Annotated in this window: 24 protein-coding genes and 1 tRNA gene; 9 read left to right on the top strand and 16 right to left on the bottom strand. The window is 63.6% G+C overall.

All coding sequences use genetic code 11. The annotated features are described in order from the left end of the window. Positions 1-312 precede the first annotated feature (312 nt). Both WBA38_RS00935 and WBA38_RS00930 read left to right on the top strand, forming a co-directional pair. Complete coding sequence (locus WBA38_RS00935; RefSeq protein ID WP_424321831.1) at positions 313-1,770, top strand: DEAD/DEAH box helicase; 1,458 nt, start codon at positions 313-315, stop codon at positions 1,768-1,770. A gap of 48 nt (positions 1,771-1,818) precedes the next feature. Continuing rightward, the gene (locus WBA38_RS00930; RefSeq protein WP_424321830.1) at positions 1,819-2,010 is read left to right on the top strand and encodes a hypothetical protein; all 192 of its coding nucleotides are present in this window, start codon (positions 1,819-1,821) and stop codon (positions 2,008-2,010) included. Between the two features lie 21 nt (positions 2,011-2,031). Here WBA38_RS00930 and WBA38_RS00925 read toward each other — a convergent pair whose 3' ends face one another. From WBA38_RS00925 to WBA38_RS00905, 5 genes are read right to left on the bottom strand one after another with little or no spacing between them, the layout of a single operon-like run. Next, positions 2,032-3,585: a hypothetical protein gene (locus tag WBA38_RS00925; protein WP_424321829.1), complete on the bottom strand. Its 1,554-nt coding sequence runs from the start codon at positions 3,583-3,585 to the stop codon at positions 2,032-2,034. A gap of 43 nt (positions 3,586-3,628) precedes the next feature. Then, positions 3,629-4,375, bottom strand: a complete 747-nt coding sequence (locus WBA38_RS00920; protein ID WP_424295688.1) for an MBL fold metallo-hydrolase — start codon at positions 4,373-4,375, stop codon at positions 3,629-3,631. Positions 4,376-4,379: 4 nt separating this feature from the next. Beyond that, on the bottom strand, positions 4,380-6,329 hold the full coding sequence (locus WBA38_RS00915) for an arabinofuranosyltransferase (protein ID WP_424295690.1): 1,950 nt from the start codon (positions 6,327-6,329) through the stop codon (positions 4,380-4,382). A 5-nt stretch (positions 6,330-6,334) separates the two neighbouring features. Beyond that, positions 6,335-7,096, bottom strand: a complete 762-nt coding sequence (locus WBA38_RS00910; protein ID WP_424295692.1) for a decaprenylphospho-beta-D-erythro-pentofuranosid-2-ulose 2-reductase — start codon at positions 7,094-7,096, stop codon at positions 6,335-6,337. A gap of 48 nt (positions 7,097-7,144) precedes the next feature. Further along, positions 7,145-8,563 (bottom strand): FAD-binding protein, encoded by a 1,419-nt coding sequence (locus WBA38_RS00905; protein ID WP_424321828.1) that lies wholly within the window; start codon positions 8,561-8,563, stop codon positions 7,145-7,147. A gap of 169 nt (positions 8,564-8,732) precedes the next feature. On the opposite strand from WBA38_RS00905, the gene WBA38_RS00900 reads away from it, so the two are divergent. Continuing rightward, complete coding sequence (locus WBA38_RS00900) at positions 8,733-9,140, top strand: universal stress protein (protein WP_424295696.1); 408 nt, start codon at positions 8,733-8,735, stop codon at positions 9,138-9,140. Between the two features lie 15 nt (positions 9,141-9,155). On the opposite strand, the gene WBA38_RS00895 is transcribed toward WBA38_RS00900, so the two are convergent. Continuing rightward, complete coding sequence (locus WBA38_RS00895; RefSeq protein ID WP_424321827.1) at positions 9,156-10,379, bottom strand: lipase family protein; 1,224 nt, start codon at positions 10,377-10,379, stop codon at positions 9,156-9,158. Positions 10,380-10,608: 229 nt separating this feature from the next. On the opposite strand from WBA38_RS00895, the gene WBA38_RS00890 reads away from it, so the two are divergent. Then, on the top strand, positions 10,609-11,040 hold the full coding sequence (locus WBA38_RS00890; RefSeq protein ID WP_424293039.1) for a GtrA family protein: 432 nt from the start codon (positions 10,609-10,611) through the stop codon (positions 11,038-11,040). Positions 11,041-11,060: 20 nt separating this feature from the next. Here the strand turns inward: WBA38_RS00890 and WBA38_RS00885 are convergent, their stop codons facing one another. Genes WBA38_RS00885 through WBA38_RS00860 form a run of 6 tightly spaced genes read right to left on the bottom strand, consistent with a single transcriptional unit; the run spans position 11,061 to position 16,280 of the window. Beyond that, on the bottom strand, positions 11,061-12,080 hold the full coding sequence (locus WBA38_RS00885) for a fused (3R)-hydroxyacyl-ACP dehydratase subunits HadA/HadB (RefSeq protein WP_424293025.1): 1,020 nt from the start codon (positions 12,078-12,080) through the stop codon (positions 11,061-11,063). A 49-nt stretch (positions 12,081-12,129) separates the two neighbouring features. Next, complete coding sequence (locus tag WBA38_RS00880; RefSeq protein WP_424293026.1) at positions 12,130-13,008, bottom strand: TIGR03619 family F420-dependent LLM class oxidoreductase; 879 nt, start codon at positions 13,006-13,008, stop codon at positions 12,130-12,132. 48 nt (positions 13,009-13,056) lie between these two features. After that, on the bottom strand, positions 13,057-13,995 hold the full coding sequence (locus tag WBA38_RS00875; protein WP_424293027.1) for a glycosyltransferase: 939 nt from the start codon (positions 13,993-13,995) through the stop codon (positions 13,057-13,059). Then, on the bottom strand, positions 13,995-14,813 hold the full coding sequence (locus WBA38_RS00870; RefSeq protein WP_424293028.1) for an ABC transporter ATP-binding protein: 819 nt from the start codon (positions 14,811-14,813) through the stop codon (positions 13,995-13,997). Before WBA38_RS00870 ends, WBA38_RS00875 begins: the two co-directional genes overlap by 1 nt. A gap of 8 nt (positions 14,814-14,821) precedes the next feature. Then, positions 14,822-15,685 carry an ABC transporter permease gene (locus WBA38_RS00865; protein ID WP_424293029.1) on the bottom strand — a complete coding sequence of 288 codons (864 nt, stop codon included), beginning with the start codon at positions 15,683-15,685 and terminating at the stop codon, positions 14,822-14,824. Between the two features lie 22 nt (positions 15,686-15,707). After that, positions 15,708-16,280 carry a bacterial proteasome activator family protein gene (locus WBA38_RS00860; protein WP_424293030.1) on the bottom strand — a complete coding sequence of 191 codons (573 nt, stop codon included), beginning with the start codon at positions 16,278-16,280 and terminating at the stop codon, positions 15,708-15,710. Positions 16,281-16,322: 42 nt separating this feature from the next. On the opposite strand from WBA38_RS00860, the gene WBA38_RS00855 reads away from it, so the two are divergent. Then, positions 16,323-17,519: an aminotransferase class V-fold PLP-dependent enzyme gene (locus WBA38_RS00855; RefSeq protein WP_424293031.1), complete on the top strand. Its 1,197-nt coding sequence runs from the start codon at positions 16,323-16,325 to the stop codon at positions 17,517-17,519. A gap of 49 nt (positions 17,520-17,568) precedes the next feature. Further along, on the top strand, positions 17,569-18,042 hold the full coding sequence (locus WBA38_RS00850) for a MarR family winged helix-turn-helix transcriptional regulator (RefSeq protein ID WP_424293032.1): 474 nt from the start codon (positions 17,569-17,571) through the stop codon (positions 18,040-18,042). 33 nt (positions 18,043-18,075) lie between these two features. On the opposite strand, the gene WBA38_RS00845 is transcribed toward WBA38_RS00850, so the two are convergent. Further along, positions 18,076-19,041, bottom strand: coding sequence for an NAD(P)H-quinone oxidoreductase (locus WBA38_RS00845; RefSeq protein ID WP_424293033.1), 966 nt, complete (start codon positions 19,039-19,041; stop codon positions 18,076-18,078). Between the two features lie 94 nt (positions 19,042-19,135). Between WBA38_RS00845 and WBA38_RS00840 the strand changes: the two genes are divergently transcribed. Beyond that, a tRNA-Ser gene (locus tag WBA38_RS00840) sits at positions 19,136-19,220 on the top strand. A 92-nt stretch (positions 19,221-19,312) separates the two neighbouring features. Here WBA38_RS00840 and WBA38_RS00835 read toward each other — a convergent pair. After that, on the bottom strand, positions 19,313-21,652 hold the full coding sequence (locus WBA38_RS00835) for an FdhF/YdeP family oxidoreductase (protein ID WP_424293034.1): 2,340 nt from the start codon (positions 21,650-21,652) through the stop codon (positions 19,313-19,315). Further along, positions 21,649-22,494: a formate dehydrogenase accessory sulfurtransferase FdhD gene (fdhD, locus tag WBA38_RS00830; protein WP_424293035.1), complete on the bottom strand. Its 846-nt coding sequence runs from the start codon at positions 22,492-22,494 to the stop codon at positions 21,649-21,651. Before fdhD ends, WBA38_RS00835 begins: the two co-directional genes overlap by 4 nt. Positions 22,495-22,788: 294 nt before the next feature. Between fdhD and WBA38_RS00825 the strand changes: the two genes are divergently transcribed. Next, positions 22,789-23,277 carry a hypothetical protein gene (locus tag WBA38_RS00825; RefSeq protein ID WP_424293036.1) on the top strand — a complete coding sequence of 163 codons (489 nt, stop codon included), beginning with the start codon at positions 22,789-22,791 and terminating at the stop codon, positions 23,275-23,277. 168 nt (positions 23,278-23,445) lie between these two features. Here the strand turns inward: WBA38_RS00825 and WBA38_RS00820 are convergent, their stop codons facing one another. Beyond that, complete coding sequence (locus WBA38_RS00820) at positions 23,446-25,122, bottom strand: FAD-dependent oxidoreductase (protein ID WP_424321826.1); 1,677 nt, start codon at positions 25,120-25,122, stop codon at positions 23,446-23,448. A gap of 182 nt (positions 25,123-25,304) precedes the next feature. Between WBA38_RS00820 and WBA38_RS00815 the strand changes: the two genes are divergently transcribed. Continuing rightward, entirely contained in the window at positions 25,305-25,877 is a 573-nt protein-coding gene (locus WBA38_RS00815; protein ID WP_424293038.1) for a helix-turn-helix domain-containing protein, read from the top strand. The last annotated feature ends 156 nt before the right edge of the window (positions 25,878-26,033 follow it).

The raw sequence follows: 26,033 nt of genomic DNA, 5'->3' as shown, positions 1-26,033 counted from the left end.
GACGTGGTGCGGGAACGAACGCATCATGCGAGAAGGGGCCACGGGGCACTGTGCCGTCCACCACTGAGTGCTGGTCGCTGGCTCGAATTGCCGTAGGCTGAGAAAGTCGGAGCGTCCCGGAAGGTGCGCTCGTCCACTCGGTGCCTAGCGCCGATCGTCGTAGAACGCCTCCACGCAGACCCCGGAATTCTCGCGGGTGCGTTGACCATTCATACGGCGAACCGACACGCGAAACCGCGCGTGTTCGCCACCTGAATTCGTCTGCGGCGCAGTGCTGCGCGCGAATCCTGCAATTAAGGCAGCCCTCTTTTAATGACTACTTTCGCCGACCTCGGCGTGCCACTTCCCATTGCCGATGCGCTGACCGCTGAAGGCAAATCGACCGCGTTCCCAATTCAGGAACGCACTCTCCCCGACACCCTCATCGGCAAGGATGCGCTCGGCCGCGGTAAGACCGGCTCGGGCAAAACCCTCGCATTCTCGATCCCCCTCGTCACTCGCCTGGCCGAGGCCGGCGTCCGCCGCAAGCCGGGTCGCCCCACCGGGCTTGTCCTGTCGCCCACCCGTGAACTCGCGACGCAGATCGCGACCGCGATGGAACCTCTCGCCAACGCCGTCGGCCTGCGCGTCACCACCATCTTCGGTGGCGTCAAGCAGAGTCGCCAAGAGTCGGCCATGCGCGCCGGTGCCGATATCGTCGTCGCCTGCCCGGGCCGCCTCGAGGACCTCATGCGTCAACGCATCGTCTCCCTCGACGACGTCAAGATCACCGTGCTCGACGAAGCCGATCACATGGCTGACCTCGGCTTTCTGCCGGTCGTCACCCGCATCTTGGCGGCCACCCCGACCGGCGGGCAGCGCATGCTGTTCTCGGCGACGCTCGACAACGGGGTCGACAAGATCGTCAAGCGCTTCCTGAACCAGCCGGTCACCCACTCGTTGGAAGATGCGACGTCGCCCGTCGCACAGATGACGCACCACGTCTTCCGCGTGCCGAGCGCCGCCGAAAAGGGCGAACTAGTTCGGGAACTCGCCTCGGGCACCGGCCGCCGCATCCTTTTCACCCGCACCAAGCACCAAGCTAAGAAGTTGGCCAAGAAGCTGACTTCCGAGGGCATTCCGGCCGTCGACCTCCACGGCAACCTGTCGCAGGGTCAACGTGATCGCAACCTTGCCGCCTTCGCCGCACCGGACGGTGCCAAGGTGCTCGTCGCGACGGACGTCGCCGCTCGCGGCGTGCACGTCGACGGTGTTGAACTCGTCGTCCACGTAGATCCGCCAGCCGAACACAAGGCTTACCTGCACCGCTCGGGTCGCACCGCGCGCGCCGGTTCGGCAGGCGACGTCGTCACGATCTGCCTGCCCGAGCAGTGGGGAGATCTCCGCAAACTGCTGCAGAAGGCAGCTATCAAGGTGCCCGGCCAGCAGGTCACCGCGAAGTCGGACGTCGTTGACGAACTCGTGGGCGAGCGCGCCCCGTACCGCGATACCCCCGTTGTGGCCGCTCCGGCACCGCAGCAGCGTTCGGGTGGCGGCTCGCGCGGCTCGCGTATCGGCGGCCAGGGCCGTCGTCGTGCCGCGCAGGCCGCAGGGCACCGCAAACCGAACCGTAGCGCCGGTGCAAGCCAGGGTGAGCACGGTGGACGGTCGTCGACGTCGAAGCCGACGCGCAATTCCAACTCGCGTCCCGAGTCGAATGAGGGGGCGGGTGCACCGCGCCGCCGTCGTCGTTCCGCTCGTCCCGCAGGGGCACCCCGCAATTCGCATTAGTTGAGACGGCACTGCCAGTGCCACAGAGAAGGCCCAGCGTTCCTCGGAATGCTGGGCCTTCCTTGTTTATGTGCGATCACCGGTGCCAGGTGGGCTACCCCGCAGCAACGTGGCCGCCGCCACCCGGACGGAAGCACCTGCGACGAGGTGGTCGTGGAGACCGAATACCAGTGGCTTACCTACCGTCTGCTGCCGGTTGACGTCGAACCGGGGGCGCGGGCCACGGCCCTTCAGGAGTGATGAATGTACAGCGTGACGTGACTACCAGCGGGCGGCAGGCTGGCTGGCGGGGACCACTTTGCGGTCCTCCGATAGGCATAGTGAACGCAAAACACTGTGATAAACGACGAGGCCGTAGGTGTTGGGCGCATTGATCAGGCCACTCACGCGCGGCAGCAAGTCGAGCCCGCCGGTCAAGGGGACCAGGGCATCGGCCGCATACTCATTCGCGATCGAAATGAACTGGGTCGTCAGTGCGTACGCATAGTAGGCAGCGGTCATCGTCTTCGTCACCGTCAGATCCGACAGTCGGACCATCTCGCCCATGTTCTTGCCGGATCCCGAATTATGACCGAGGCCGATCACAATGTCGGTAATGGTTCCGCCAACCGTGGGGATCACGCCCATCCCGTACGACAGCAGCGTCTCGACGGTAGAGAGATCGTCGGGATCGGCGGGGATCAGGTTGTGCGGCACCCACACGGTCTTCATGAATTTCTGCAGATCGCGGGCACTGTTGGTGATCTGCTTCGCGGCGGCGGGATTCGGTGCGGTGGCGGTCAGGTAGTCAGCGGTGCGGGTGACGATGCGGCTCAGCGGCAGGTCGCCGATGGCCGGGCACGAGCCCGGTTCGGCGATCTCGACCTGGCCCGCAATGTCGGCGATGATCTGCGGCACCTTCGACGCGAACGACAGGTCGGGGTCGGGCTGTCCGGCATGACGTCGTTCGTCGGGCGTCATCTTGACGATGCACCCGTCGATGATGGCGTTGCCGATCATCGTGTACATCATCTTCAGTCCCGCGACGCCGATGGTGATCGGCAACGTGATCAGCATGCCGAGGGACACCGGGCCCACCGCAGTCACCGACGGCATGGTGTCTTTGAGGAACGTCAACGGAATGACGGCCGTCAGGTAGAAGTACAGCCACGCGGACTCGACGGCCTGCGACAACGTCAGGTTCTCGACGCGCATGGTCTGCCCGTAGCGGCCGTTCTTCGCGTTCATCAATTGCGTGACAATGTACTGCGACAGCGGATCCCGATACGTGTTGATCGGTGCCTCGGGCGAAGCCCCCAATGCCGACGGATGCAGGCTCACGGCAAGGGTCGAAATCTTCAACGAGTGCATGTCGGCGAGCACTTGCCGCTTGGCGGCCAGGGCCGCCGTCCGGTGCGCGGCTGGGATCGACGGCAGGAACGAGTCGAACATCGCCACGAAGACCTTGTCGAGCGTCGCCTCATTCGCACCGACACAAACCGCGGCATTGGGATCAGCGGGCGTTTGCGGGGTCGGTTTCGCAACCCGCCGGATGTCCGACGCATTGCGGGCGGTATCGGGATTCGGGGCGTCGTTGAGAGTCCGGATCGACTGCTGTTCGGCAACCGGGATGGGGCTCACGCTTTGCGCGCTGCCACCCACGGCGACCGCGCACGCGAGCGCAACGGCACCCAGGCGAACGCTCCGCGATCGCCCGATCTGAAGCAGTCGTGCCGTTCCAAATATCCGCATCCGATCCCAATCTGCGACTTTCGCCGCAAATAGGTGCAGCGGACTCCGAGCATCAGGTTCCTCTACCCGCCGGGTATCCGCCATTCAGCCGACACAATGCGGCACGGTTTTGCCGGGATCTACAGCTTCACAAACCGAGCGCCTGCTCAACGAACGTGCCGACTCGGCCGCACAGCATAGGGCCGTGGCCGGGCATCAGAACGACGGCGTCGAGGTTCCCCAAGGCCTCTACGGACTCCGCATTGCGCGGTTCGTCGTGGGTGAAGACGTGGTCGAGGCACTGGGGGCCGCGGAATTTGCTTGTGGGATGGCCGCTGATCAAGGCATCGCCGGAAATCAGGACTTCGCCGTCTCCGACGAGAAAAGCGCTGTGGCCGCGTGTGTGGCCCGGAGTCGGCACCGCGACCGGGCGACCGGGCAACAAGGTCGAGTCGACGATCGGCTGCGCATCGCCGATGCCAGCCTTGTCGAGGGCGCCGAGGCGCACCACTCCAGACAGCCAGCGCGCCACCCGCGGGCGGTAAGCAATGGGGGCAATCGTGGACGCATCGGCCTGCTCGAGGTATTCGCGACGTGCATGTGCGACCTCATTCGGGTCGGCATAGATCGGGAACGAGTGCGTCCGACCGATCTGCGCCAACCCTCCCAGATGGTCGACGTGGGCGTGCGTCAACAGCGCGCCCTGTACCTCCCCGAGATCACTGCCAACGCGACGCAGCGATTCGGCGACCGCGTCTGCATGCCCCGGATAGCCGCCATCAACCAGCGTCACACCGTCGCCGGACTGCAGGATCACCCAGTTCACGTACTTGGTGTGAACCATGTGCGTCTTCGACGACCCGTGGTCGATGGTGGTGATATCCAGATCTGCCATGCGATCAGCCCTTCTTCACGACGAGCACAAACGGACCCACTTCGGTGACCGTGAACGCGGGATCGTCGAACGCGGCCGGGTTGAACGTGACCGTATACCGCTGCACGTTGGGATCGTTCGGGAAGACGTCCTTCGCCAACCGTAGGGTGTAGCCGTCAGGGCTGTAGCGGAAGAGGAAGACGTCGGGCGCGCGCCACGGGCTGGACTGCAGGTTTTGCTTCATCTCGGCGGGCGTGGTGGCTTTCGACCACGCCTCGATGGTGGCCGCACGCTTGTCGAACTCGGCGAGCGGGTTCGCATAGTGAGAGGTCAGGCCCTGGAAGCCCCAGTACGGGTACAGCGAGAGGAATCCGAAGTCTGCGGTCAGCACCACGTGGTCGGACGCTGGCCGTCCAGTCTGCTTGGCGATGAGCGCACGAATTTCCGGATAGTACGATTCGGCACCCGGTGCGTGCTGGTCGGCGCGGACGCCGTGACCGTCGGTGTCGGTGTAGGCGGTGGTGATCTCCGGTGACAGGGCTGCGGGGATTTGCTGGGCGGCGGCGATCGCGGTGATGGTGGCGAGAACGCCGACGACCGTGCGGACGTCGCCAAATTTCGCCACGGCAACCCGCGCCAGCGCTACGACTCCCAAGCCGCCGGCGGCCGCGAGAACTGCGGTACTGACTGGCTCCAACCGGAACGACAGCAGCGTGGAACCGGTGGCGGTCAACGCCAGCGACACCAGGGTCACCGCGACGATCGCGACCAGGGCGCACGCCATGGCCATGGCGATGGTCCGCTGGCGCAGTCGCAGCAGAATCCACACGAGGCCAATCAAGCTGAGCAAGCCGATGATCGTCAGGTGGAACATCGGCAGCGCGAGCACCGCACCGTTTTCCGGCAGGTAGTGTTCGGCGCTGCCGCTGACGGCGACGTCGCTCCGGAAGCGCTCAAGCAGGTACGGGCCCCACACGACCAGCGCAATCGCGCCAGCCAGGATGCCCATCACCAGCAGTCGCACGATGACCGCGAGGATCTGCGGATTGCGTTCGGCGGCAATGTCTTTCCGGCTTACGGCCGCGTTACGCGGCAACCACCACGCCTGGACCACGTAGACGATGGCCATTAGGACTGCGGCCCCGGCAAACACTGCCGTGTACAGCGTGTACGTCGACGCCGAGAAGCCGAGGAAAGCGCCGGCCGCGACAACTGCCAGCCAACTGGTTTCCCGCAGCGGCGTGGGTCCGTCAGCCAGGCGGGACCGGCCTCGCAGAGCACTCGCGGAGACGATCAGCATCGGAACGCCAATCAAAATCAGGATGGCGCTGTAAGGCTCGGGCGACGCGAACTTCAAGGTCACGAGGGTGACGGGTAGGGAAACCGCGGTGCCGACGGCGACGCCGAACATCCGGTTCCACAAGATGGCACCGAGTCCGGCGGCCACGGCCAGCGACAGGATGGCCCACGGCTTGTACGCTTCCCAGCCGGCGAGGCCGAGCGTGTTGGCGTAGCGTCCGCCCAGCCAGAACCATGTCGCCGGATAGTACGGCGGCAGGTCCGAATACGTCATGTCCGCCAGGTGCGGGCTCGACGTCAAGCGGGTCAGGTACTCAGTGCGGAACTGCTGATCCACCGACAGCCCAAACAAGTACAGCTTGGTGGCACCCAATGGCATCCCGAGCGTGACCGTCACCAAACCGGCCGACGCGAACGCCGCCAGCAACGATGGCAGCGTCCGTGCCCGATACCGCGACCACACGACAGCCACCGCGGCGAGCAGCACAAAGATGATCTGCCCGAGCGAGGTGAGCGCCCGCGTCACATTAGAGGTGTTAAAAGCGGGCCAGCCGACCGCGCCGATAACTTTCAAGCCAACAAATGCGATGATCGCCGCACCGATGATGCCTGCACCAATTTCGACGGCATCTCGGGTGCGACCGGTCAGGCGGGGCGCCGCCGCGGAGCTAGCCACCGGATCTAGATGGGGAGCTTGCGGAACACCGGGCGCGGGATGTGCCGCAACACCATCATGATGAAGCGGAACGGTCCGGGAACCCAGATAACATCCTTGCCCTTGTCGACGGCGGCAACAGCCATCCGTGCCACGTCTTCCTTGTTGACGGTCAGCGGGGCTTCGGCGACATGCGCCGACAGGCGGGTGCGAACCTGTCCGGGGCGGATCACCAGGACGCCGATGCCGTCGGGGCGGAGGGCGTCGCCGAGGCCGAGGTAGAAGCCATCAAGGCCGGCCTTGGTAGAGCCGTACACAAAGTTGGAACGACGAACGCGCTCACCGGCGACGGAGCTCATCGCGATGATTTGGCCGTGGCCCTGGGCGCGGAGCTTCTCACCGAGCAGCACGCCAACCGAGACGGCGGCCGTGTAGTTGATGTTGGCTTCGAGGACTGCCAGCTTCTGGTCCTGCCAGGCCTGCTCGTCGTCGCCCTGAATGCCGAAGGCAACAATCGCGACATCGATGTCACCGTTGGCGAACGCTGCGTCGATCACAGCGGGATGCGTATCGGTGGCGAGTGCATCGAAATCGATGAGTTCCACCGACGACGCGCCAGCGGCCTTCATCTGTTCGGCAGCAGCGGCGGCGGCCGGATCGTTCGGGACGGTCGCGAGGACCACGCGCATCGAGCCCTTCGTGAGGTACTCGGAAGCGATAGCTAGGCCGATCTCGGAACTGCCGCCGAGGATCAGGATGGATTGGGGAACGCCTACGGCGTTAAACATGGGTGAATCTCTTTCGTCTGCGGGGGAAGGTCAGTCGGGGCCGGGCGGTTAAACCAGTTCGAGCCTGCGGCCCATATCGGACATGAAGACCTGGTTTGGGTCAATCCGCCGGCGCGTGGCGATCCACTTGTCGATCTCCGGGTACATCGCGTGGAAGGTGTCGGCGCTGGTGCGCGAATCCTTCGCGGTGTAGAGGCGACCGCCGATCGACATGACGCGCTGGTCGAGTTCGCGGACGAACTCGTGCAGACCGCGCTTAATCGGGAAGTCGACACAGATATTCCAGCCCGGCATCGGGAAGCTCAACGGAGCCTGGTTGCCTTCGCCGAACAGCTTGAAAACATTGAGGAAGCTGACGTGCCCGGATGCCTGAATGTCGTAGATGATGCCCTTGAACTCTTCGACGGCCTCTGGCGGGACGATGAACTGGTACTGCAGGAACCCCTTTGAACCGTAGGCGCGGTTCCAGTTCCCGAACAGATCGAGCGGGTGATAGAACTGCGTCAGGTTTTGGATCTTGCCCTGGTAGTTACCGCCCATGCGGTAATACGCTTCGCCGACCATCGAGAAGTTCAGCTTGTTGGCCAGGCCGTTGGGGAAGATATCCGGGAAGTTCACCAGCGTCGGTGCGTCGAACTTCAACGGGTCGGCGGCGAGCTTGTCCGGCAGTTGGTCGAGCGTCGCCAGACTGCCGCGCGAGAAGGTTCCGCGGCCCAGACGTGGCGGCTTGCTGATTGCATCGAACCAGCCGGAACTGTAGGTGTAGTTATCTTCCGAGCCGTCCATGTGGAGCGCGATGGTTTCGTCGAGGCTCTGTGTCACTGTGCCGTCGGCGATGAAGTACGCGGTTTCGGTGCGCGTCATCTTGATCTTGGCGCGCAAGATGATGCCGGTGAGGCCGATGCCACCGATGGTGGCCCAGAAGATCGAGGCGTCGGGATCGTCGGCCGAACCCTCGGGGGTCAGCGTCAAGATCTCGCCCGACGCGACCAGGAGGGTGATCTCCACGACGTGGTTGCCGAAACTGCCCGCACTGTGGTGGTTCTTGCCGTGAATATCGCAGCCGATGGCTCCGCCGATGGTGACTTGGCGAGTGCCGGGCAGCACCGGGACCCACAGGCCGTGCGGCAGCGCGATCCGCATCAGGGCGTCGAGGCTGACGCCAGCGTCAAGGTCGATCACGCCGGTTTCGTCGTTGATCTCGTGGATCCGCGTCAACTGGGTCATGTCGATGGTGAGGCCACCGGAGTTTTGGGCGTTCTCACCGTAGGAGCGGCCCAGACCGCGCGCGATCACTCCGCGGCGCAGGTAGCTGGGCTTGTCGGCATTGTCGTCGGCCACGCGCGCCACTGCTTCGGCGATGAGCTCCGGGTACGGGGTCGACAGGACGTGGCCTTCGATCGGCATCGTCCGGCCCCAGCCCATGAGCTTGCGGGTCTCAATCGGAAGTACAGCGTTGTTCGTCATCGCTGTAGAGCGTACTCGTCAGTTCACTAAATCTGGATGCCTTGCCCGTGGTCTGTGTCTCGCAGCACTTTCGGCCGGCGAGCGCATTTGCGGGTCCCCGGACGGCTCGATGTCTGCCGTGTCGACTAAGTTTTATCGGAGATCTGTGTCTTTCGAGGAGGACAACACTGTGATCGTGGTTGGTTACTCAGGTGGTTCCTTCGGCCAGGCGTGCCTGGAGCACGGCATTGCTGAGGCGCAATTCCGAGAAACCGACCTGCTGGTGATCAACGCGGTGTCCGATGGCCGGGGCCAACACCACGTCGAAGCCGAGGAGATGGCCGAGGTCGAAAAGGTCCTGGCTGCGTCCGGCGTCAAGTACCGACTTTCGCAAACTATCGGCAGCACGCCCGTCGACGAACTGCTGGCCGCGATGGACGAGCCCGAAGCGGAATTGCTCGTGATCGGCCTACGACGCCGCACTCAAGTGGGGAAACTGCTGATGGGGAGCACATTTCAGCAACTGCTGTCGTTTTGCCGCAAGCCGATACTCGTCGTCAAACCCAAGCGGGATGACGACCAGTACCAGCACATTTAGTGGTAACACGCCTGCTTAGCGCATGATCCGCGCCAGGAACGGGGTGGAGTCCTTCATCGATGCGAGCACCGTTCCCGAATGATCCTTGGTCGGGTACACGTGCATTTCGACCGGTTGACCATTCGCGACCATCTGCGCATACAGCGACAACGCCGACGGAGCAGGCACATCCGTGTCGACGAGGCCCTGGCCCATAAAGATCGGACGGTCGTAGCCGCGGTACGGGGTGCTCATGTAGTTGACCAGCGCGCCCTGCACCCCGGGAATCGACGAGACGGGCTTGCTGAACCAGTCGCGAACCTTGGCGCCCTCGACCATCGAATGCATTTCCGCGTAGCACTTGGTCTGGGCCGCGGCGACAATTCGGCGGCCTTCCCTGGTCAGGATCGACATTGGCTTCAAGTCGGGCCGCGCATCAGCGAAGCCAGCCCAAATGTAGGCGGCGTAGGTGTTCAAGCCCGCGGGGAGCGCGACCGGCGGGAAACCCGGACCAGCCTGCATCACGATGTGCTCAATGTTGGCGGGTGTACCCGTCGACACCACGCCGCGGTAATCAAGACCGGATCCGCGCGAGTAGGCGGTGGCCCAACGCGCACCGTTAAGCGCGGCGCTCGCCCCCTGCGACTGTCCGACAATCGCCCACGTCTTCGACAGCGGCAGACCGGTATGCGATGCGGCCTTCACCGAGTCGACGATCGAATGCGCTTGCACCTTGCTACTGAGGTAGTTCATCAGACCGGGCGTTCCCAGCCCCACGTAGTCGGTGCCGACCACCGCGTAACCCTGGTCCAGCCAGTGATTGAGGTATGCGGTGTCCCGATCGCTGCGCGGTAGGGCCGACGGCGTGCAGCCATCACCCAAACCAGTAGTGCCGTGCGCCCACGCGATCACCTTGTAGCCGTTCTTTGGTGCCGCCTTCTTCGGCAAGAAGATGGCAGCGGTGCTGACAGCGGGACGGTCGTTGAAGTCCGTCGTCGCATAAAGAACGCGGTACGCGCTGCCCGCCGAACTCAAGCCGATGGACGGGTCGAGCGCCGTCTTGGTGAGCAACGTTCCGGGTGCACCGATCGGGCCGGAGTAGTCGCGGGCGTCGAGGCCCGACCACACGGCGGCCGGGGTCGCCGAATCGTCAGCGCGGGCTGGCGCGGCCACAGCGACGGACAGGCCCGCGGCGGTGGCCACAACGGCGCTGGCGACAACAAGGCGGCGCCCCAAGCGGGGGAGTAAGAGCTTGGTCATAAGGGGAGGTTAGGCCGACCAGTTGACGCCGCGGAACCCGACCCGCAAATTCGAGACGGGACGTTCTCAGTTCACCTTCAGTGGCGGGCACTACGCTTACTGCGTGGCAGACCCCAACCCCAACGATCCCGTCACCGACCGGATCGAGGCAACGCAAGACGATCGCATCACCGGTCAATTCCCGGCGGTGCATCCGTCGCACGAGGATTTCAAGACCCGTCATGCGCCGATGCCGATCGAGTTGCCGTTCGACGACGAGGAAGCATCGACCAGCGTCGACCTCAAGACGCAGATCGTCCGGTTCATCCTGACGGGCGCGCTGTCGGCGGTCTTCGACTTTGGGCTTACCGTATTTTTGCAGGACGTGGTGGGCGCACCGTTCCCGGTTGCCAAGGGTGCCGGTTTCATTCTCGGCACCACGATCGCATACCTAATCAATCGCCGGTGGACCTTCCGCGCCGAAGCGAGCAAGGCCAGGTTTGCTGCGGTGATCGCGCTGTACGTGGTGACGTTCTTCATCAACGTCGGCCTCTACGACCGATTGATGCAGCAGTGGGAGACGGGACTGCTGTACACCGCGCTGGCGTTCTGTATTGCCCAGGGCGTGGCGACCGTCGTGAACTTTGTGGTTCAGCGGGCCGTGATCTTCAAGATCCGGTAGAGACGCAAAACTCCTGGTGCCTAGGAGAACTGGACGTTCGCCGTGCAGCGGCCGTAGACGCGCTTGCCGTTGAGGCTGGCGCCGAACACGATCAGGCCGCGGCGAGTTTCCGGATCCAACGACTTGATCTTGGCCGTGTACTCCACGACAGCGGGTTCGTCGGCGGGCACGTAAACCGGGCTGGTGAAGCGTCCGCTGAGATCGATGAACGCGGCGGGGTCACCGACAAACGAGGTCAGGTAGCCGGCAGCGGTCCCCAAGGTCAGCATGGCTTGCGCGACGACAGTTTCCAGTCCCGCCTTCCGGGCGACGGACGCGCTGTGGTGGATCGGGTTCGGGTCACCGGAGACGCCGATGTAGTTGATGACGTCACCGCGGGTGAACCGTTGGGCCCGCGGAGGCAGATCCATCCCCTCGGTCAGCGACTCGAACGGGATGGTCGACCATCGAACATTGGCCGGTTCCGGGATCTCCGCCGGCTCCGACGGGATCAGCGGATCGACGTGCGAATCACCGCCACTGAACATGACGCCGTCGACGATGTCCTCGAAGTTCTCGGGGAGTTCGCCCTTCTCGCCCGGTCCGGCGAGCGACGTCCACGACTCGTGTAGAACACCTTTGTTGACGTCGCGGACGAGCGTCTTCACGGTGAACAGGTCGGCACCGGCCACACTGCGGTACGACTCCAACGACACGTCGCAATACAGCTTGTCACCAGCCTCGATAGGGCGATGGTATGCGAAACGCTGATCCACCTGCAGGACGCCGGAGCGCAGCAGATCGCCGGGAATCGCCTTATCGAGGAGCTGGGTCTGAGCCTTCGCGCCCATGATGGCCACGATCGTCAGCGGTGCGACCAGCGCGCCGTGACCGTGGTCGCGGGCCTTCTCGTCGTCCCAGTGCAGCGGATTGTCGTCGTGCAGGGCACGGGCGAATTCGCGAATCTTCTCGCGTCCGACCTCGTAGTAATCGGCGGTCGAGTAGACCTTTCCGATCGACTGATTGATCGCGTCCGTGCGTGTCATTTCACCGCTGGTCATTCCGTAAACGTACCTGACATGCGAAGGAGCCGAAGAATCAGTCCGCCTGTCATGGATTGACCTTGGAAATCACTGACTCGCCGAACCTGCTGATGTTCGCGATCTTGTTTTCGAGGGGTTCCGGGTCGGTGCCCATGATGTACGGGAGGCGGAATCCGACGATCACGTCGGTGATGCCCTTGTCTTCGAGGCGCTTGCAGCCGTCGACGGTGTAGGCGTCGAGTGAGATGACGTGGATCTCGAACGGGTCGTTTTCTTTGCCTTCGGCCTTGCGGATGGCCGCCAACTTATCGAGGCACATGTCGAGCTCTTCGGGAGCGCCGCCACCGTGCATCCAACCGTCGCCGCGGATCACGGCGCGCTTGAGTGCGGCATCGGCGTGACCGCCGACGAGGAGCGGAATTGGTTCGGTCGGTGCCGGACTCATCTTGATACGCGGGATGTCGTAGAACTCGCCGTGGAACTCGAAGTATCCGCCTGCGGTCAGGCCTCGGAGAACGTCCATGCATTCGTTCATGCGGCGGCCGCGGCGCGCGAAGTCGACGCCCATGATGTCGTAGTCCTCGGGCCACGGGCTGGTGCCCACACCCAACGACAGTCGGTTGTTGGTGATCGCAGCGACCGATGCGGCTTGCTTGGCGACGAGCACCGGCGGGCGGATCGGCAGCTTCAGCACGAACGGCAGGAACCGCAGATTGGTGGTGACGGCACCGAGGGCACCAGCCAAGACGAAGGGCTCGATGAAGTCCTTGTCTTCAAGGAACTCGCGTCGCCCGTCCGGCGTGTACGGGTAGGTGCTGTCCGAAACTTCCGGGTAGGCAATGGAATCGGGGAGGGTGATCCCACTGAAGCCCGCGGCTTCGGCGGCCTGAGCCAGCGGCGGGTAGTAGTTGATGTCGGTCATCGCTTCGGCGAAGGTAAATCGCATAGGTCACACACTAGAACACGTTCTAAATGTGCGGCGGGGGTTATGCCACTAACTGGGACGCGAGAAGCGTTCGGCACGCCCCAAAGCGCGCAAACGCCGCCATTCGCGGAACCCCGCGAGATCACGCTGTTGGACGAGGAAATACCAGCCGAAGCGCGCGTACTCCTGCGGGAGGAGCTTCCGCATCCCCGGCTGGCTCATTAGATAGCCGCGGTTGCGGTAGGTGAAGAATCGCTTCACCTCGTTGTCGGGGTACTGCGTGTGCATCCGACCGCCGAGAATGGGCCGGAACTCATCGCTACCGTCCGGATGGAGGTAGGCGGTGGTCAGGCAGGTGCCGAAGTTGACGCCCGAGCGGGCCAGGCGACGGTGCATTTCCACTTCGTCGCCGCGGAAGAACAGTCGTAGGTCGGGGACGCCCACCGCCTCCAACGTTGCCGCAGAGAACAGTGCGCCGTTCATCAGCGACGCGATGCCCGGCAGGAGATCGTCATTGGGGTCGATCTGGGTGCCGTCGGCAGTGGGTGCGAAAAGCTCGGACCGCTTGCGACGCCACACCAGGCCGCGCCGCAGCGGAAATGCCAGGGAGTCGGGATCGGTGATGTTGACGACCACCGGGGACACCTGTCCCAGATTGTGGCGTTGCGCGCACGAAATCAACGTCGAAAGGACCTGCGGACCTTCGGGACGACCATCATCGTCGGCACACCACACCCAGTCCGCGCCAAGGGCAAGGGCGTGCAGCATGCCGAGCGCGAAGCCGCCGGCACCGCCCAGATTGTGAAGCGACGGCAGGTAGGTCGTCGGGACCGGTTGAGCTGCAACCAACTCGCCGACTTCGGGTTCCGCCGCGTTATCGACGACGATGAGGTGGTCCACCGCGCGGTCCTGCGACGACAGCACCTTCAGCGATTCGGCGAGAAGTTCGCGACGCTTGTGAGTGACGACGACCGCAACGATTTTGTCGGGCACGTTGTTTTCGGCCACTAGATGGTCTTCCCGGGGTTCGCTTCAAGTTCCGCGAGCACCTTGCGAACGTGCAGAGCCGCGTCGGGGCCTTCGTAGGCGCCGACCACTTCTTCGATGCCGCCATCCATGCGGACCCTACCGTGGTCGATCCAGAGCGCGCGGTCGCACAGTTGGGCCAGGAATTCGTTGGAGTGGCTGGCGAAGACAAGGATGCCGGAGCGTTCTACCAGGGCCTGCAGTCGGACGCGGGCCTTCTTCATGAACTCGGCGTCGACCGCACCGATGCCTTCGTCGAGGATCAGGATTTCGGGATCGATCGACGTCACAACGCCGAGTGCCAAACGCACGCGCATGCCGGTCGAGTAGGTGCGCAGCGGCATGTTGAGGTAGTCGCCCAGTTCGGAAAACTCGGCGATCTCGTCGGTCTTCTTGAGCATCTCGCGGCGGCTCATTCCGAGGAACATGCCGCGAATGACGATGTTCTCGTAGCCGGAGATCTCCGGGTCCATGCCGACACCGAGGTCGAAGACCGGAGCCACGCGGCCCTGAACGCGACAGGACCCCTGCGTTGGCTCATAGATGCCTGCCAGGAGACGCAGCAGCGTGGACTTTCCTGCACCGTTGTGGCCGACGAGGCCAATGCGAGCGCCGTGCTCGAGGTGCAGGTTGATATCGCGCAACGCCTCGACGACGACCGTCTTAGAGTTGTTGGCGCCGATGATGCCGCCCGCAGCGCCAACGACGGCCTTCTTCAGCGACCGGGTCTTGGCGTCGAAGATCGGGAAGTCGATGCCTGCGTCCCACGTGTCGACGCGGATGTCGGTTGTTTTGGTCATGATTCCCCTTAGACCCAGTACGGCACGCGTGAGCGGAAGTTACGCATCACGAACATGGCTGCCATCCAGCCGAGCAGCGTGCAGCCGATAACGATGAGCCAGTGGTAGAAAGCGACGGGTTCACCCATGAGTGGTGCTCGGGCGATCTCCAGGTAGTGGTACATCGGGTTCAGCTCAGCCAGCTTGGCGCGTCCGGTGACGCCGCCGCCGATGTCGGTGAGCGACTTGGCAGACCAGATGATCGGCGTCATAAAGAACACCAGGCGGATCATGGTGCTCAGCAACTGCCCGATGTCGCGGAAGCGAGTCGACATGATGCCGAAGACAATCGTCACCCACACGGCGTTCAGGATGTACAAGCCCAGGGCCGGGAACACCAGCAAAGCGGACCAGTCCAGGGAAGGCCGGAACACCGCGTAGATGATCACGTAGATCACCACGTTGTGGGCAAAAATGATCAGGCTGCGCCACACGTTGCGATAGACGTGGATGCTGACCGGTGCCGGTAGTTGCTTGATGAGGCCTTCGTTGGTGGAGAACACCACCGAACCGTCAAGGATCGTCGTCTCGATGAAGCCCCAAAAAATGAAACCGAGCGTCACGTACGGCAGGAAATAGTTGATGTCCATGTGGAACAACTCGCCGTACAGGATGCCCATCGCGAGCGCGGTGACACCCGTGGCGATCGTGATCCACAGCGGTCCGAGGACCGAACGCTTGTAGCGCTGTTTGATATCGGTCCAGCCGAGATGCAGCCAGAGTTCGGAGTTGCGGAAGCCGTCCGCCAGGTCTTTAAAACCACGGGCGAACGTTTTCGAATCCGAGGACACAGGTGCGGGCGGGATTCCGCCGCTATCGACTACGGCTGACACAACGCCACAGCATACAAGTGCTTCAGAGGTACTGGCCCGTGCTGTGCCCGTCATGTGGCGAAGCTCCCGGCGGGAGGACACCCTGACGCATCTGCTCAAGTTGGCTCCGGACCGCCATTTGTTGAGCGAACAACGCGGTCTGAATGCCGTGGAAGAGGCCCTCCAGCCAGCCGACGAGCTGGGCTTGAGCAATCCGAAGTTCGGCGTCGGACGGGGTTTCGTCGTCGGAGAAGGGAAGCGCCAGGCGTTCGAGTTCCTCGCGCAATTCCGGTGCCAAACCGTCGGAAAGTTCGGCAATCGAGGTGCGATGGATTTGGGCGAGCCGGGTGCGACTGGCGTCGTCGAGAGGTGCTGCGCGCACTTCCTCCAGCAGTTGTTTGATCATGGTGCCGATGCGCATCACCTTCGCTGGCTGTTCCACCATGCCTGCGACGCTGCTCGCCGAATCGTCGTCCGGTGCCATTCCGGGCATGACGCCGGGCATGATGACGCCGTCGCCGTCCTCGGACGGAGGAACGCCAACCTGGCCGAAGCCTGGATCGGACGGGTTGCCGGGCCCGTCCGGAGTTGCTGAACCGAACATTGCGGGGTGCATGGGTGCCATTGTGCACTTTCTTCTGCCAGTATCGTTAGGCATATGCCGTTCGACATCGCCTCCGTCAGGGGACTCTTCCCCGCTTTAGGCGACGGCTGGATCTACTTGGATCCGCAGGCAGGCATGCAAATTCCGGATGCGGTCGCCTCCGCGGTCGGCACCGGTTTTCGCACGTTACCGGGCATTTCTGGGACGCGGAGTCCGCAGGCGCGAGCGGTCGCCAAAGCCGTCGCAGATGCCCGAGATGCCATCGCGGATCTGCTTGGCAGTGATCCGGCCGGAGTTGTCCTGGGTACGTCGCGCGCCGCGTTGGTCACCGCATTCTTGGATGCGCAGCCGCTGTCGTCGTGGATGAATCGCAATATTGTGCTCTCGCGGTCCGACGACGAGGAGGTTCTCGCGCCCGCGTTGGCTGGGGCAGGCAGGCACGGAACACAAGTGCGGTGGGCCGAGGTCAATATTGAGGACGGGACATTGCCGACCTGGCAGTTCGCCGATGTTGTTGACAGTCGTACGTCGATCGTTGCGGTGACGCTCGCGTCGTCGGTGACCGGTGCGATTACCGACATCGGTCCCATCGCCGGACACGCGCGGGCTGCCGGGGCACAACTGCTTGTGGATGCGTCGACCGCCGCACCCTATGTGCCACTGTCGATGACCGAATTGGGAGCCGACGTTGTGCTGGTGTCTGCCGAGCGGTGGGGTGGGCCGCGGGTGTCGGCTCTGGCGTTTGCCGATCCGACGGCAATTAGTTCGCTGACACGAGTTTCGCAGGATCCGACATCGACGGGTCCGACACGGCTCGAACCCGAGCACGTTTCCGGTGCCATGCTGGCGGGCTTGGTTTCGTCGGTGGACTACTTGGCGGGACTCGATGGCGGCGCCACCGGTCCGCGCCGCGACCGGATTACCGCGTCGATGGATGCGACCTACGAGTATGTGCACCGGTTGCTGTATTACCTGGTGAATTCGCTGTCGCACCTGTCGAATGTGTCGATCATCGGACCAGATGCGCACCGGGTGCCGATCGTGAGCTTCGTGGTCAGCGGCGTGACAGCAGCCGATGTCTGTGCGCGATTGAGCGATAACGGAATCGCGGCGCTCAACGATATTCCTAATCGTGCGCTCGCAGCGATTGGTGTCGCCGATATCGGTGGCGCGGTGACTGTGGGACTGTCTCCGTATTCGACGCCGTTCGAGGTGGACCAGTTGGTCCGCGTCCTTGGATCGTTCGGCTGAGACCCGCTCGGTAATCTTGGGGCATGTTTCAACTACGCGGGGGGCTGCGGTGACGGCAAGTGATGAGCCGACGATGAGTGCGGAGCAGCGTGAGCTGTGGCAGCAGCTCGTTCAGGGTGGCTGGCTGACATATCGATCGTTGTGTCGAGAAGTCGATCAAGCGTCGACGCTGTCGTCAGCGGATTGGCGGGTACTTGAGGTGTTGACAGCTGCACCCCAATTGCGGATCAGTGATCTTTCCGATCGCACGCAGATCAGTTTGAGTACCGTTTCTCGACAGGTCACCAGATTCTTGGAGCGCGGTCTCGTTGCGCGCGTGGACAGTTCCGAAGTCGACGTGCGACAGAAGGATGCCCGTCAGCGGTGGGTCAAGATCACCGATGAAGGCCTCGCGGTGCTCAACCCAGTGCTCGCGGCCCGCGACCGGGCCGTCCGCACCCTCGTCATCGACCGGTTGAGCGAGGAGAAATACCGTCAGCTGTGCACCATCTTTGGTGAGTTGGGTGCACAACTCGCCGACTAGGGCGCGGTGCAATCGCTCGCATCCGGGCTTCGGCTACACCGTCAACAGAATCTTTCCGACGGCATCGCCCGAGGTGAGCCGCTCGTGCGCAGCAGCGACTTCGGCGAGTGGGAAAGTGGAGTCGATGATGGGACGGATGTCGCCCGATTCCACCAACGGCCATGTGCGCGCCACAGTTTCGGTGACCACCGATGCCTTTGAATCGGGGGTGCCACTCGAGGGTCGTGACCGGAGCGTGGTCCCGATGATCGAGGCACGCTTCGCCATGAGGGTTCCGATGTTGAGCTCGGCTTTAGCGCCGCCCTGCATCCCGATGATGACTAGGCGACCGTTGGTGTCGAGGGCCGACAGGTTCCGATCGAGGTACTTGGCACCCATGATGTCGAGGATGACATCTGCCCCGCCTTCGGCTTTCAAGCGTTCGGTGAAGTCGTCGTCGATGTAGTTAATGAGGATGTTGGCACCGAGTTGTTGTGCGCGAGCCAGTTTCTCGCTGGTGCGCGCGGTAGTCGCTACGCGGGCACCCATGGCGCGAGCAAGTTGGATGGCGTGGGTGCCTATTCCGCTGGTGCCGCCGTGGACGAGGAACAGTTCGCCAGGCGATAGGCGGCCAGCCATCACAACGTTCGACATCACCGTGCACGCCACTTCGGGGAGCGCCGCCGCGGAGACGAGGCTGATGCCGTGCGGAACCGGCATCACCTGCACCGATGGGACAGCGACCTTTTCGGCGTAGCCTCCGCCCGCGAGCAATGCGCAGACTTCGTCGCCGATGCTCCAGCCAGTGACTCCGTCGCCGAGTGCGCTGATGCGGCCGGACACCTCGAGGCCGAAGATCTCGGACGCGCCGGGAGGTGGCGGGTAGTGGCCTGCGCGCTGCAACACGTCGGCACGGTTGACGCCAGCTGCGACGACATCGATGACGACTTCACCAGCTCGTGGTTGGGGGTCGGGGACGTCGATGACGCTCATGGTGGCATTAGCTGAGATGGCGCGCATGGGTCCAGTCTTCCAGTGTGTGATGGTTGCGTCGAGGGAGACCGTAGGTGGGCCTCGTCGAGCCAGACACTCGTGCGCTAATCTTGGTCGCCAGGGAAGCGTGGCAGAGCGGCCGAATGCACTCGCCTTGAAAGCGAGCGTGGGTGAAACCACCGGGGGTTCAAATCCCTCCGCTTCCGCAAGGTGATGAGTCGCGACATTGTTTACACACGATGTCGCGACTCATCTGCTTTTGGGGTTCAGCGCGTGCTTACCGTCGAACCCGACAGTGTCAGGCGGACTTGCTGATCCGCACGGCCACGTTCTTCATTAGCGGCTGATCGGATTGGGTGCTGTAGTCGGCGATACCGACGAGGGCGTTCATCTCCGGCATGTAGCCGGAGGCCGCACCCCGAGGTAGGTCGTAGCGCAGCGCGCGGAACCGGCGCAGTGTGCGTTGCGAGCCATCCCGCGACGTGGAGGTGATGTCGACGAAATCACCCTCGGCTAGGCCTCGGGCGCGCATATCGGCCTCGTTCAGGAAGATCAGTTCGCGCAGATTCTTGATGCCGCGGTAGCGGTCGTTCGCCGAGTAGATCGTGGTGTTCCACTGATCGTGCGAGCGCATGGTGCCCAGGATCAGCACGTCCTCTTCGGCGGGGATAACGTTCGGCATCGGTGCCAGGGAGAACTCGGCGCGGCCAGACGGCGTCTGGAACACCCGCTCGCGGGCCGGCTGCGGTATCCGGAAGCCTCCCGGAACCTTGATCAGCTCGTTGAACCCCTCGAAGCCGGGAAGCACCTTAGCCATCACGTCGCGAAGGCGGTCGTAGTTGTCGACGTACCACTGCCACGGTGTGCGACTCTCCGGCAGCGTGGCCTGCGCGATACCGGCGATGATCGCCATCTCAGACTTCAACTCCGTCGACGCGGGCCGACGCTTGCCGTGGGAAATGTGCACCATGCTCATAGCGTCCTCAACGGTGACGCCCTGCAGTCCAGACGCCTGCTCGTCCTTCTCTGTGCGGCCAAGGCAGGGCAGGATCACCGCGCGGCGCCCGTGGACCAGGTGGCTGCGGTTGAGCTTGGTGCTCACCTGAACGGTCAGCTCGGTCTTGCGCAGTCCCGCGGCGGTATAGACGGTGTCTGGCGCGGCGAGCACAAAGTTGCCGCCCATGCCAACAAAGACCTTTACCCGGCCGTCGTTCATGGCCTCGATTGAATTGACCGTGTCGAAGCCATTGGCCCGCGGGGAGACGATGCCGCAGACCTCATCGAGATTGTCGGCCCATGCCGGGAGACGGTGATCGATGCCGCAGGTACGGTTGCCCTGCACGTTGCTGTGGCCGCGCACCGGTGACGGGCCCGCCCCCGGTCGGCCGATATTGCCGCGCAGCAGCAGCAGGTTCGTGATCTCGCGGACGGTGTCGACGCCGTGCTCGTGCTGCGTGACGCCCAAGCACCAGGAGATCACCGTTTTGTCAGCGTCGAGGTAGATCTGCCCGGCGCGGCGAATCTCTTCCTCGGACAGGCCAGCCTGCGCAGTGATCTCGTCCCAGCTGGTGGCGGTCACAAGGTCGCGGTACGCCTCGAACTCGGCCGTGAAGCCTTCCAAGAAGGCCCGGTCGAGCACGGTCGGATCTGATTCCGCGGCCTCGAGGACGACCTTCGCGAGCCCACGCATGAGGGCGAGGTCGCCGCCGGGTCGCACCTGCATATTCAGGTCCGAGACGGAGGTTTCCTTCATCATCGCCATGTCGACAATCTCGTGCGGGACGATGGTCTTGGTCTCGCCGGCCTCAACAAGCGGATTGATGTGCACCACCTGGGCGCCGCGACGGGTCGCGTTCGCCAGGGCGGTGAGCATGCGAGGCGCATTCGAAGCGGCGTTAACGCCCATCACAAACAGGGCGTCGGACTCCTCCCAATCGTCCAAATCGCAGGTGCCCTTCGCAGTGCCAATTGACGCCTTCAGCGCCCGGCCCGATGCCTCGTGGCACATGTTGGAACAGTCGGGCAGGTTGTTGGTGCCGTACTCGCGGGCCATGAGCTGATAGAGGAAAGTGGCCTCGTTGCTCAGCCGCCCCGAAGTGTAGAAGGCCGCCTCGTTGGGGCTGGCGAGCCCGCGCAGCACGTCACCGACCAGCGTGAACGCATCGTCCCAGCTGATTGGGACGTAGCGGTCGGACTGCTCGTCGTAAGCCATGGGCTCGGTGAGCCGACCCTCGTTCTCCAACTCGAAATCGGTCCAGTCGGCCAGTTCGCTGACCGTGTGCTGCGCGAAAAACTCGCGCTTGACTCGCTTGGGAGTCATCTCCCAGGTGACGTGCTTGACGCCGTTCTCGCAGAAGTCCAGGGTCAGCTTCTTGTCGTCGGGCCACGCGCAGCCCGGGCAGTCGTAACCGGTGGGATGGTTCATCACGAACATGGAGCGCGCGCCCCGGATCAGCTCGCGCTGTTGAAACAGGATGGAACCGACCGACTTCGCGGCACCCCAAGATGCGGCGGCGTGACGGTACGGGGAGCTTGACCATGCGCCGTCGGTGACGGGCCCGTAGCCGCCCTGCCGGGGGACCTCGGGCAAAAGGCCGGGAACGCGGCTCGAGTCGGGGGACTGATGGTCACTGGTCATGTCCGGACTTCCTGTCGCACTCGGTGGGGCTGGGAGTAGATGTTCAGGCGGTCTCCGCGGACAAAGCCGAGCAGCGTCAGGCCCGCCTCGTCGGCCAGTTCCGCCGCGAGCGACGACGGTGCCGAGACCGCCGAGAGCACGGGTATCCCGGCGGTTACCGCCTTCTGCACCAGCTCGAAGCTGGCCCGACCGGAGACCTGAAGGACGACGCCGCGTAGGGGCAATCGACGCTGGAGTAGAGCCCACCCGACCACCTTGTCGACGGCGTTGTGCCGACCGACGTCCTCGCGGAGCACGAGGAGCTCGCCGGTCGCGGCGTCGAACAACGCGGCAGCGTGCAGACCGCCGGTCTTGTCGAAGACGGACTGCTCCGCGCGCAGTCGTTCCGGAAAACTCGCCACCTGCTCTGCGGAAACGACCACCGGATCCTCGCGTACCTCGAAGCGCGACACGGTGCGTACGGCGTCGATGCTGGCCTTCCCGCAAATCCCGCACGAGCTGGTGGTGTAGAAGTTGCGCGTCACGGTGGGCGTGGGCGGCCGGACACCGGGAGCGAGCGCAACATCGAGCACGTTGTAGTCGTTGATTTCGCCGCCGGTACCGGGGCCACCGCAGTGGATGGCGGAGTAAAACTCGTCGGCTTTGGCGATCACGCCCTCCGACACGAGGAAGCCGGCGGCGAGCTCCACATCGTGCCCCGGCGTACGCATGGTGACCGCGAGAGGTGTTCCCGCAATACGGATTTCGAGGGGTTCTTCCGCAGCGAGGGTGTCGATCCGGCGAGTCGGCTCGCGGCCGGCGGTAACTCTGATCACCGCTCGACGCACTGTGATCCGCCCCATGGCCCGAGGCTACACGGGGCTGCGGCCCTGCACGTTCGATTGCCCAGCCGCGATTTCACGGCCGGTGCCGGTACGAAGAAACGAGCGATTCCGATGGTAATCCCGGCGATGTCCTTCGATTGTCTTAATCTCGGGGCACCGACCACGCCGTCCGCGTCCGATGCGTGAGTGGAGCGACTTGAGTGAAGTATTGTGTTTCGCGTATCACAGTAGATTCTCAGGATACTGTCACCTGTAGAACATCGGGAAGACAGTCGGCGCGCCGCCGGGAGAACCACTATTTGAAGGGGAGAAATGAAGAAGAACCTCATCCGTGCCGCAATTGTGGTGGCATCGACCGGCACCGTTGCCGCAGGGCTCGTTGCCGGTACCGGAACTGCAGCCGCCGCTGGCGACCTCGCCGTCTCCGCGTACACCAAATGTGTGACCAGCCACGACCGCCCCGGCACTGACCGTGTCGTGTTCGTTCGCAACGTCGGCAACACCACCGTCAAGCATGTGCGCGTCGGCGAACTCGACGGCCCCGAGGCTTCGATCCCGCGGCTGGCCGCCGACCAGGAAATCGGCCCCCGCAGCAACGGCATGCGCTACTACTCGGCGACCGGCGTTCGCCGTGCAGGCGAGCTGGCACCGGGCGAGTCGATCAAGACCTGGCACGTCGTCCGCGGCTGCACCGGCCCGTGGGCCATTGCTGGTTACGCACTCAGCAACCCGATGGACAACCCGTTCAACAACGCCGATGTTCGCTGGAGCCCCAACAAGCCCCCGCGTGAAACTCGCTAATCTGACGCAGTAACGCTGACGCAGTAACGCTGACTCTGGGCTCCCGAACGCCGCAAGGCGATTCGGGAGCCCAGATGCGTTGTGCCCGTAAACGGTTTCCGCGGAACCGCCATTCCTTGGTGCCGTCGGCTTCATGACTGGCTCGCTGCGGCGACGAGTCTTTCCCCGTTAGCTGTGAGCGTGTGACACGGCGAGAGTGAGGTCCGCGAACGCCAGGTCACCGTGTACCGCGGCGCCGGTGGCAACTCCGGATGCGGCAGACGCGACGATCATCGCCATCGACTGGCTTGCATTGCCTGCGGCCCAGACTCCAGGCACGGGCGTCATGCCGCGCGGGTCCGTCGGAATCTGATGGCCGAACGGGTTTGCTTCCGCAGTGCCGCCGAGAGATTCGTAGATGTCGGTCCGGGCATTGAACCGGGGGACTACGACGACCGCGTCCACATCGAATGATTCGCCACCTTCGAGTTCAACGCTACGCACCTGAGTGCCGTCGACGACGAGGCGTTCGACCCGAGAGCGGACGACGGAGACGTTGAGGGATTTCAATTGTTCCCATTGCTCCGCCGTAGGGTCAGGGGCTTCGTGGAGCAGTACGGTGACGTGCGCGCTGAGCTGGCTGAATAGCAATGCCTGGTGGATAGCTACTTCGTCGCGGCTTAAGACCGCGATACGTTGATCGCGGACCTCCCACCCATGGCAGAAAGCGCAATGCAGAACTGAGCGCCCCCACCCGGCCTTCACGCCCGGGACATCGGGGAGGTCATCGACGAGCCCGGTTGCCAGAATGATCCGGCGCGCGTGAATACGCTGGGTGCCAGTTGACACGTCGACGGTGAAATCGTCGACGGTGCCGGAGACCCCCGTCGCTTCGCCCTTCACAATGCGCACCCCGTACGACTGCGCTTCCGCACGTCCGCGGGCAAGCAGTTCGTTGGGTGCGATGCCTTCGCTGCCAAGTACGTTGTGAGCGCCATCGGAGGGGGCATTGCGTGGTTGTCCGGCATCGACGACCACCACTGGGCGGCGGGAGCGGGCCAGAGCGATCGCTGCCGCAAGCCCCGCAGAGCCGCCACCGAGGACAGCCACGTCCACCTCGATCACCTCGGGCGTGATCACCTCGGGCGGATTGCCGGTTCCGTCGAATTCTGGGCGAACCGCCATCCACACCGCTCGGTCCGAATGCGACGAGACCATTGAGTTCCGGGCATTGACTGACTCGATCACGGTATCGAGGGCAGCGACGTCCTTGTCAGTGACGCCCGGCTGGAGATGTTCGCGTTGCGCGCGCAGCATTTGCTGCAAATACTGGGCGCCGTGCGGCGTATCCACATGGGCGCTCACCGTGTGGTCGTTTCGTTCAATCTTGGTGAAACCAACCTGGCTCAGCAGCCGGGTCCAGTCGTTGCTCGCGTGCTCGTGACGCGGCAGGGCCTCGGCGATGCGATGACGCAGCCCGGCGCTACCGGTGCCCAGATCGTCAGGTTCGAGCCGAGGTTGGCCGGTCAGCTCGGTCACGATGAGCACCCCGCCTGGGCGCAACGCTGCATACGCCTGTTGAAGTGCGGCACGCGGATCACTGACGTGATGCAAAGACAGTGCAGCCCAGACCAAGTCGACGCCGTGGGGAACCTTCGAGGTCCAATCGCCGTCCAGGTCGACCAGGTGTTGCTCAACGCGGTCTCCTACGCCTGCAGTTGCCGCCACATCAGCAACGCGGCCAAGGAGCTCCCCAGAGACGTCGACGGCGTGAATGCGTGAGGCCGGGAAGCGCCGCGCTAGGGCGATCACGTCTGCGCCGGTGCCCGACCCGAGATCGAGGATCTGTGTGGGGGTTTCGGTCAAGGCGACCGCCGCCCGCTCGAGGGAAGTTGTTCTTATCGACTCGCTCAACTTCGCTTCTAAATCTAGGTGTGAGGCTAAGCCATCTGGTAGATCGCGCCAGGGCTGTCGTGGTGGTTGATGTGAGTGGGGTTCCATAGCGACAACCGTAGGTGGATTTCCTATATGCGCATACAATCTTGCGTATGACGCAAGAATCGACGGAGTCCATCATTCGGCAACGAGTCCGAGGGCTGCGTGTCGCACGCGGCTGGACCCTCGATGTGCTCGCCGCACGCTGCTTCCTCTCGCCTTCGACGCTGAGTCGTATCGAGACTGGAAATCAGCGGATCGCGGTGGAGCAACTTGTGGCGATCGCCAAGGCGCTCGGCACCTCCCTTGATCAACTTGTTGAACCAGAAGGGGAAGAGGACGTGGTGATTCGCCCCGAGCCGGAAGCAGTTGGCGGCACTACCTTCTGGCTTCTCTCTCGCGAACGCGATCGACGTGGCGTCACCATCGGCAAAATGCGCATCACTGATGAACTCGATACCACCGAGGCGCGGGTGCACCCGGGTTACGAGTGGTTCACCGTCCTTAGCGGGATCATCAAACTCCGGCTAGGAACCAGAACCATCCTGGTGCACCCCGGCCAGGCTGCCGAGTTCTCAACCATGACCCCGCACGTGATTGAAGCCCACGAAGGTCCCGCTGAGATCCTCACCATCTTCGACCACGACAGCGAGCAAGCCCACCTGCCGGGCCGCCGCCGCGGGTAACCAGTTGGTACCTGAGCGTCCGCCCGTCGGGTGACGAAAATTGTCAGACCCTCGCGATAGTGTTCACACAAATAAACGAACACAGAGTGAAGTGCTTCACTACAGGTTCTTTAGCGCAGCTACGTCAGTGCAGCTACTTCACTAACGCCGCGAGGA

This window comes from Gordonia sp. (in: high G+C Gram-positive bacteria) (assembly GCF_049647785.1).
Classification (GTDB): Bacteria; Actinomycetota; Actinomycetes; order Mycobacteriales; family Mycobacteriaceae; genus Gordonia.
The sequence above is the reverse complement of the archived record's forward strand: the minus strand, read 5'-3'. Positions and strand labels throughout refer to the sequence as shown.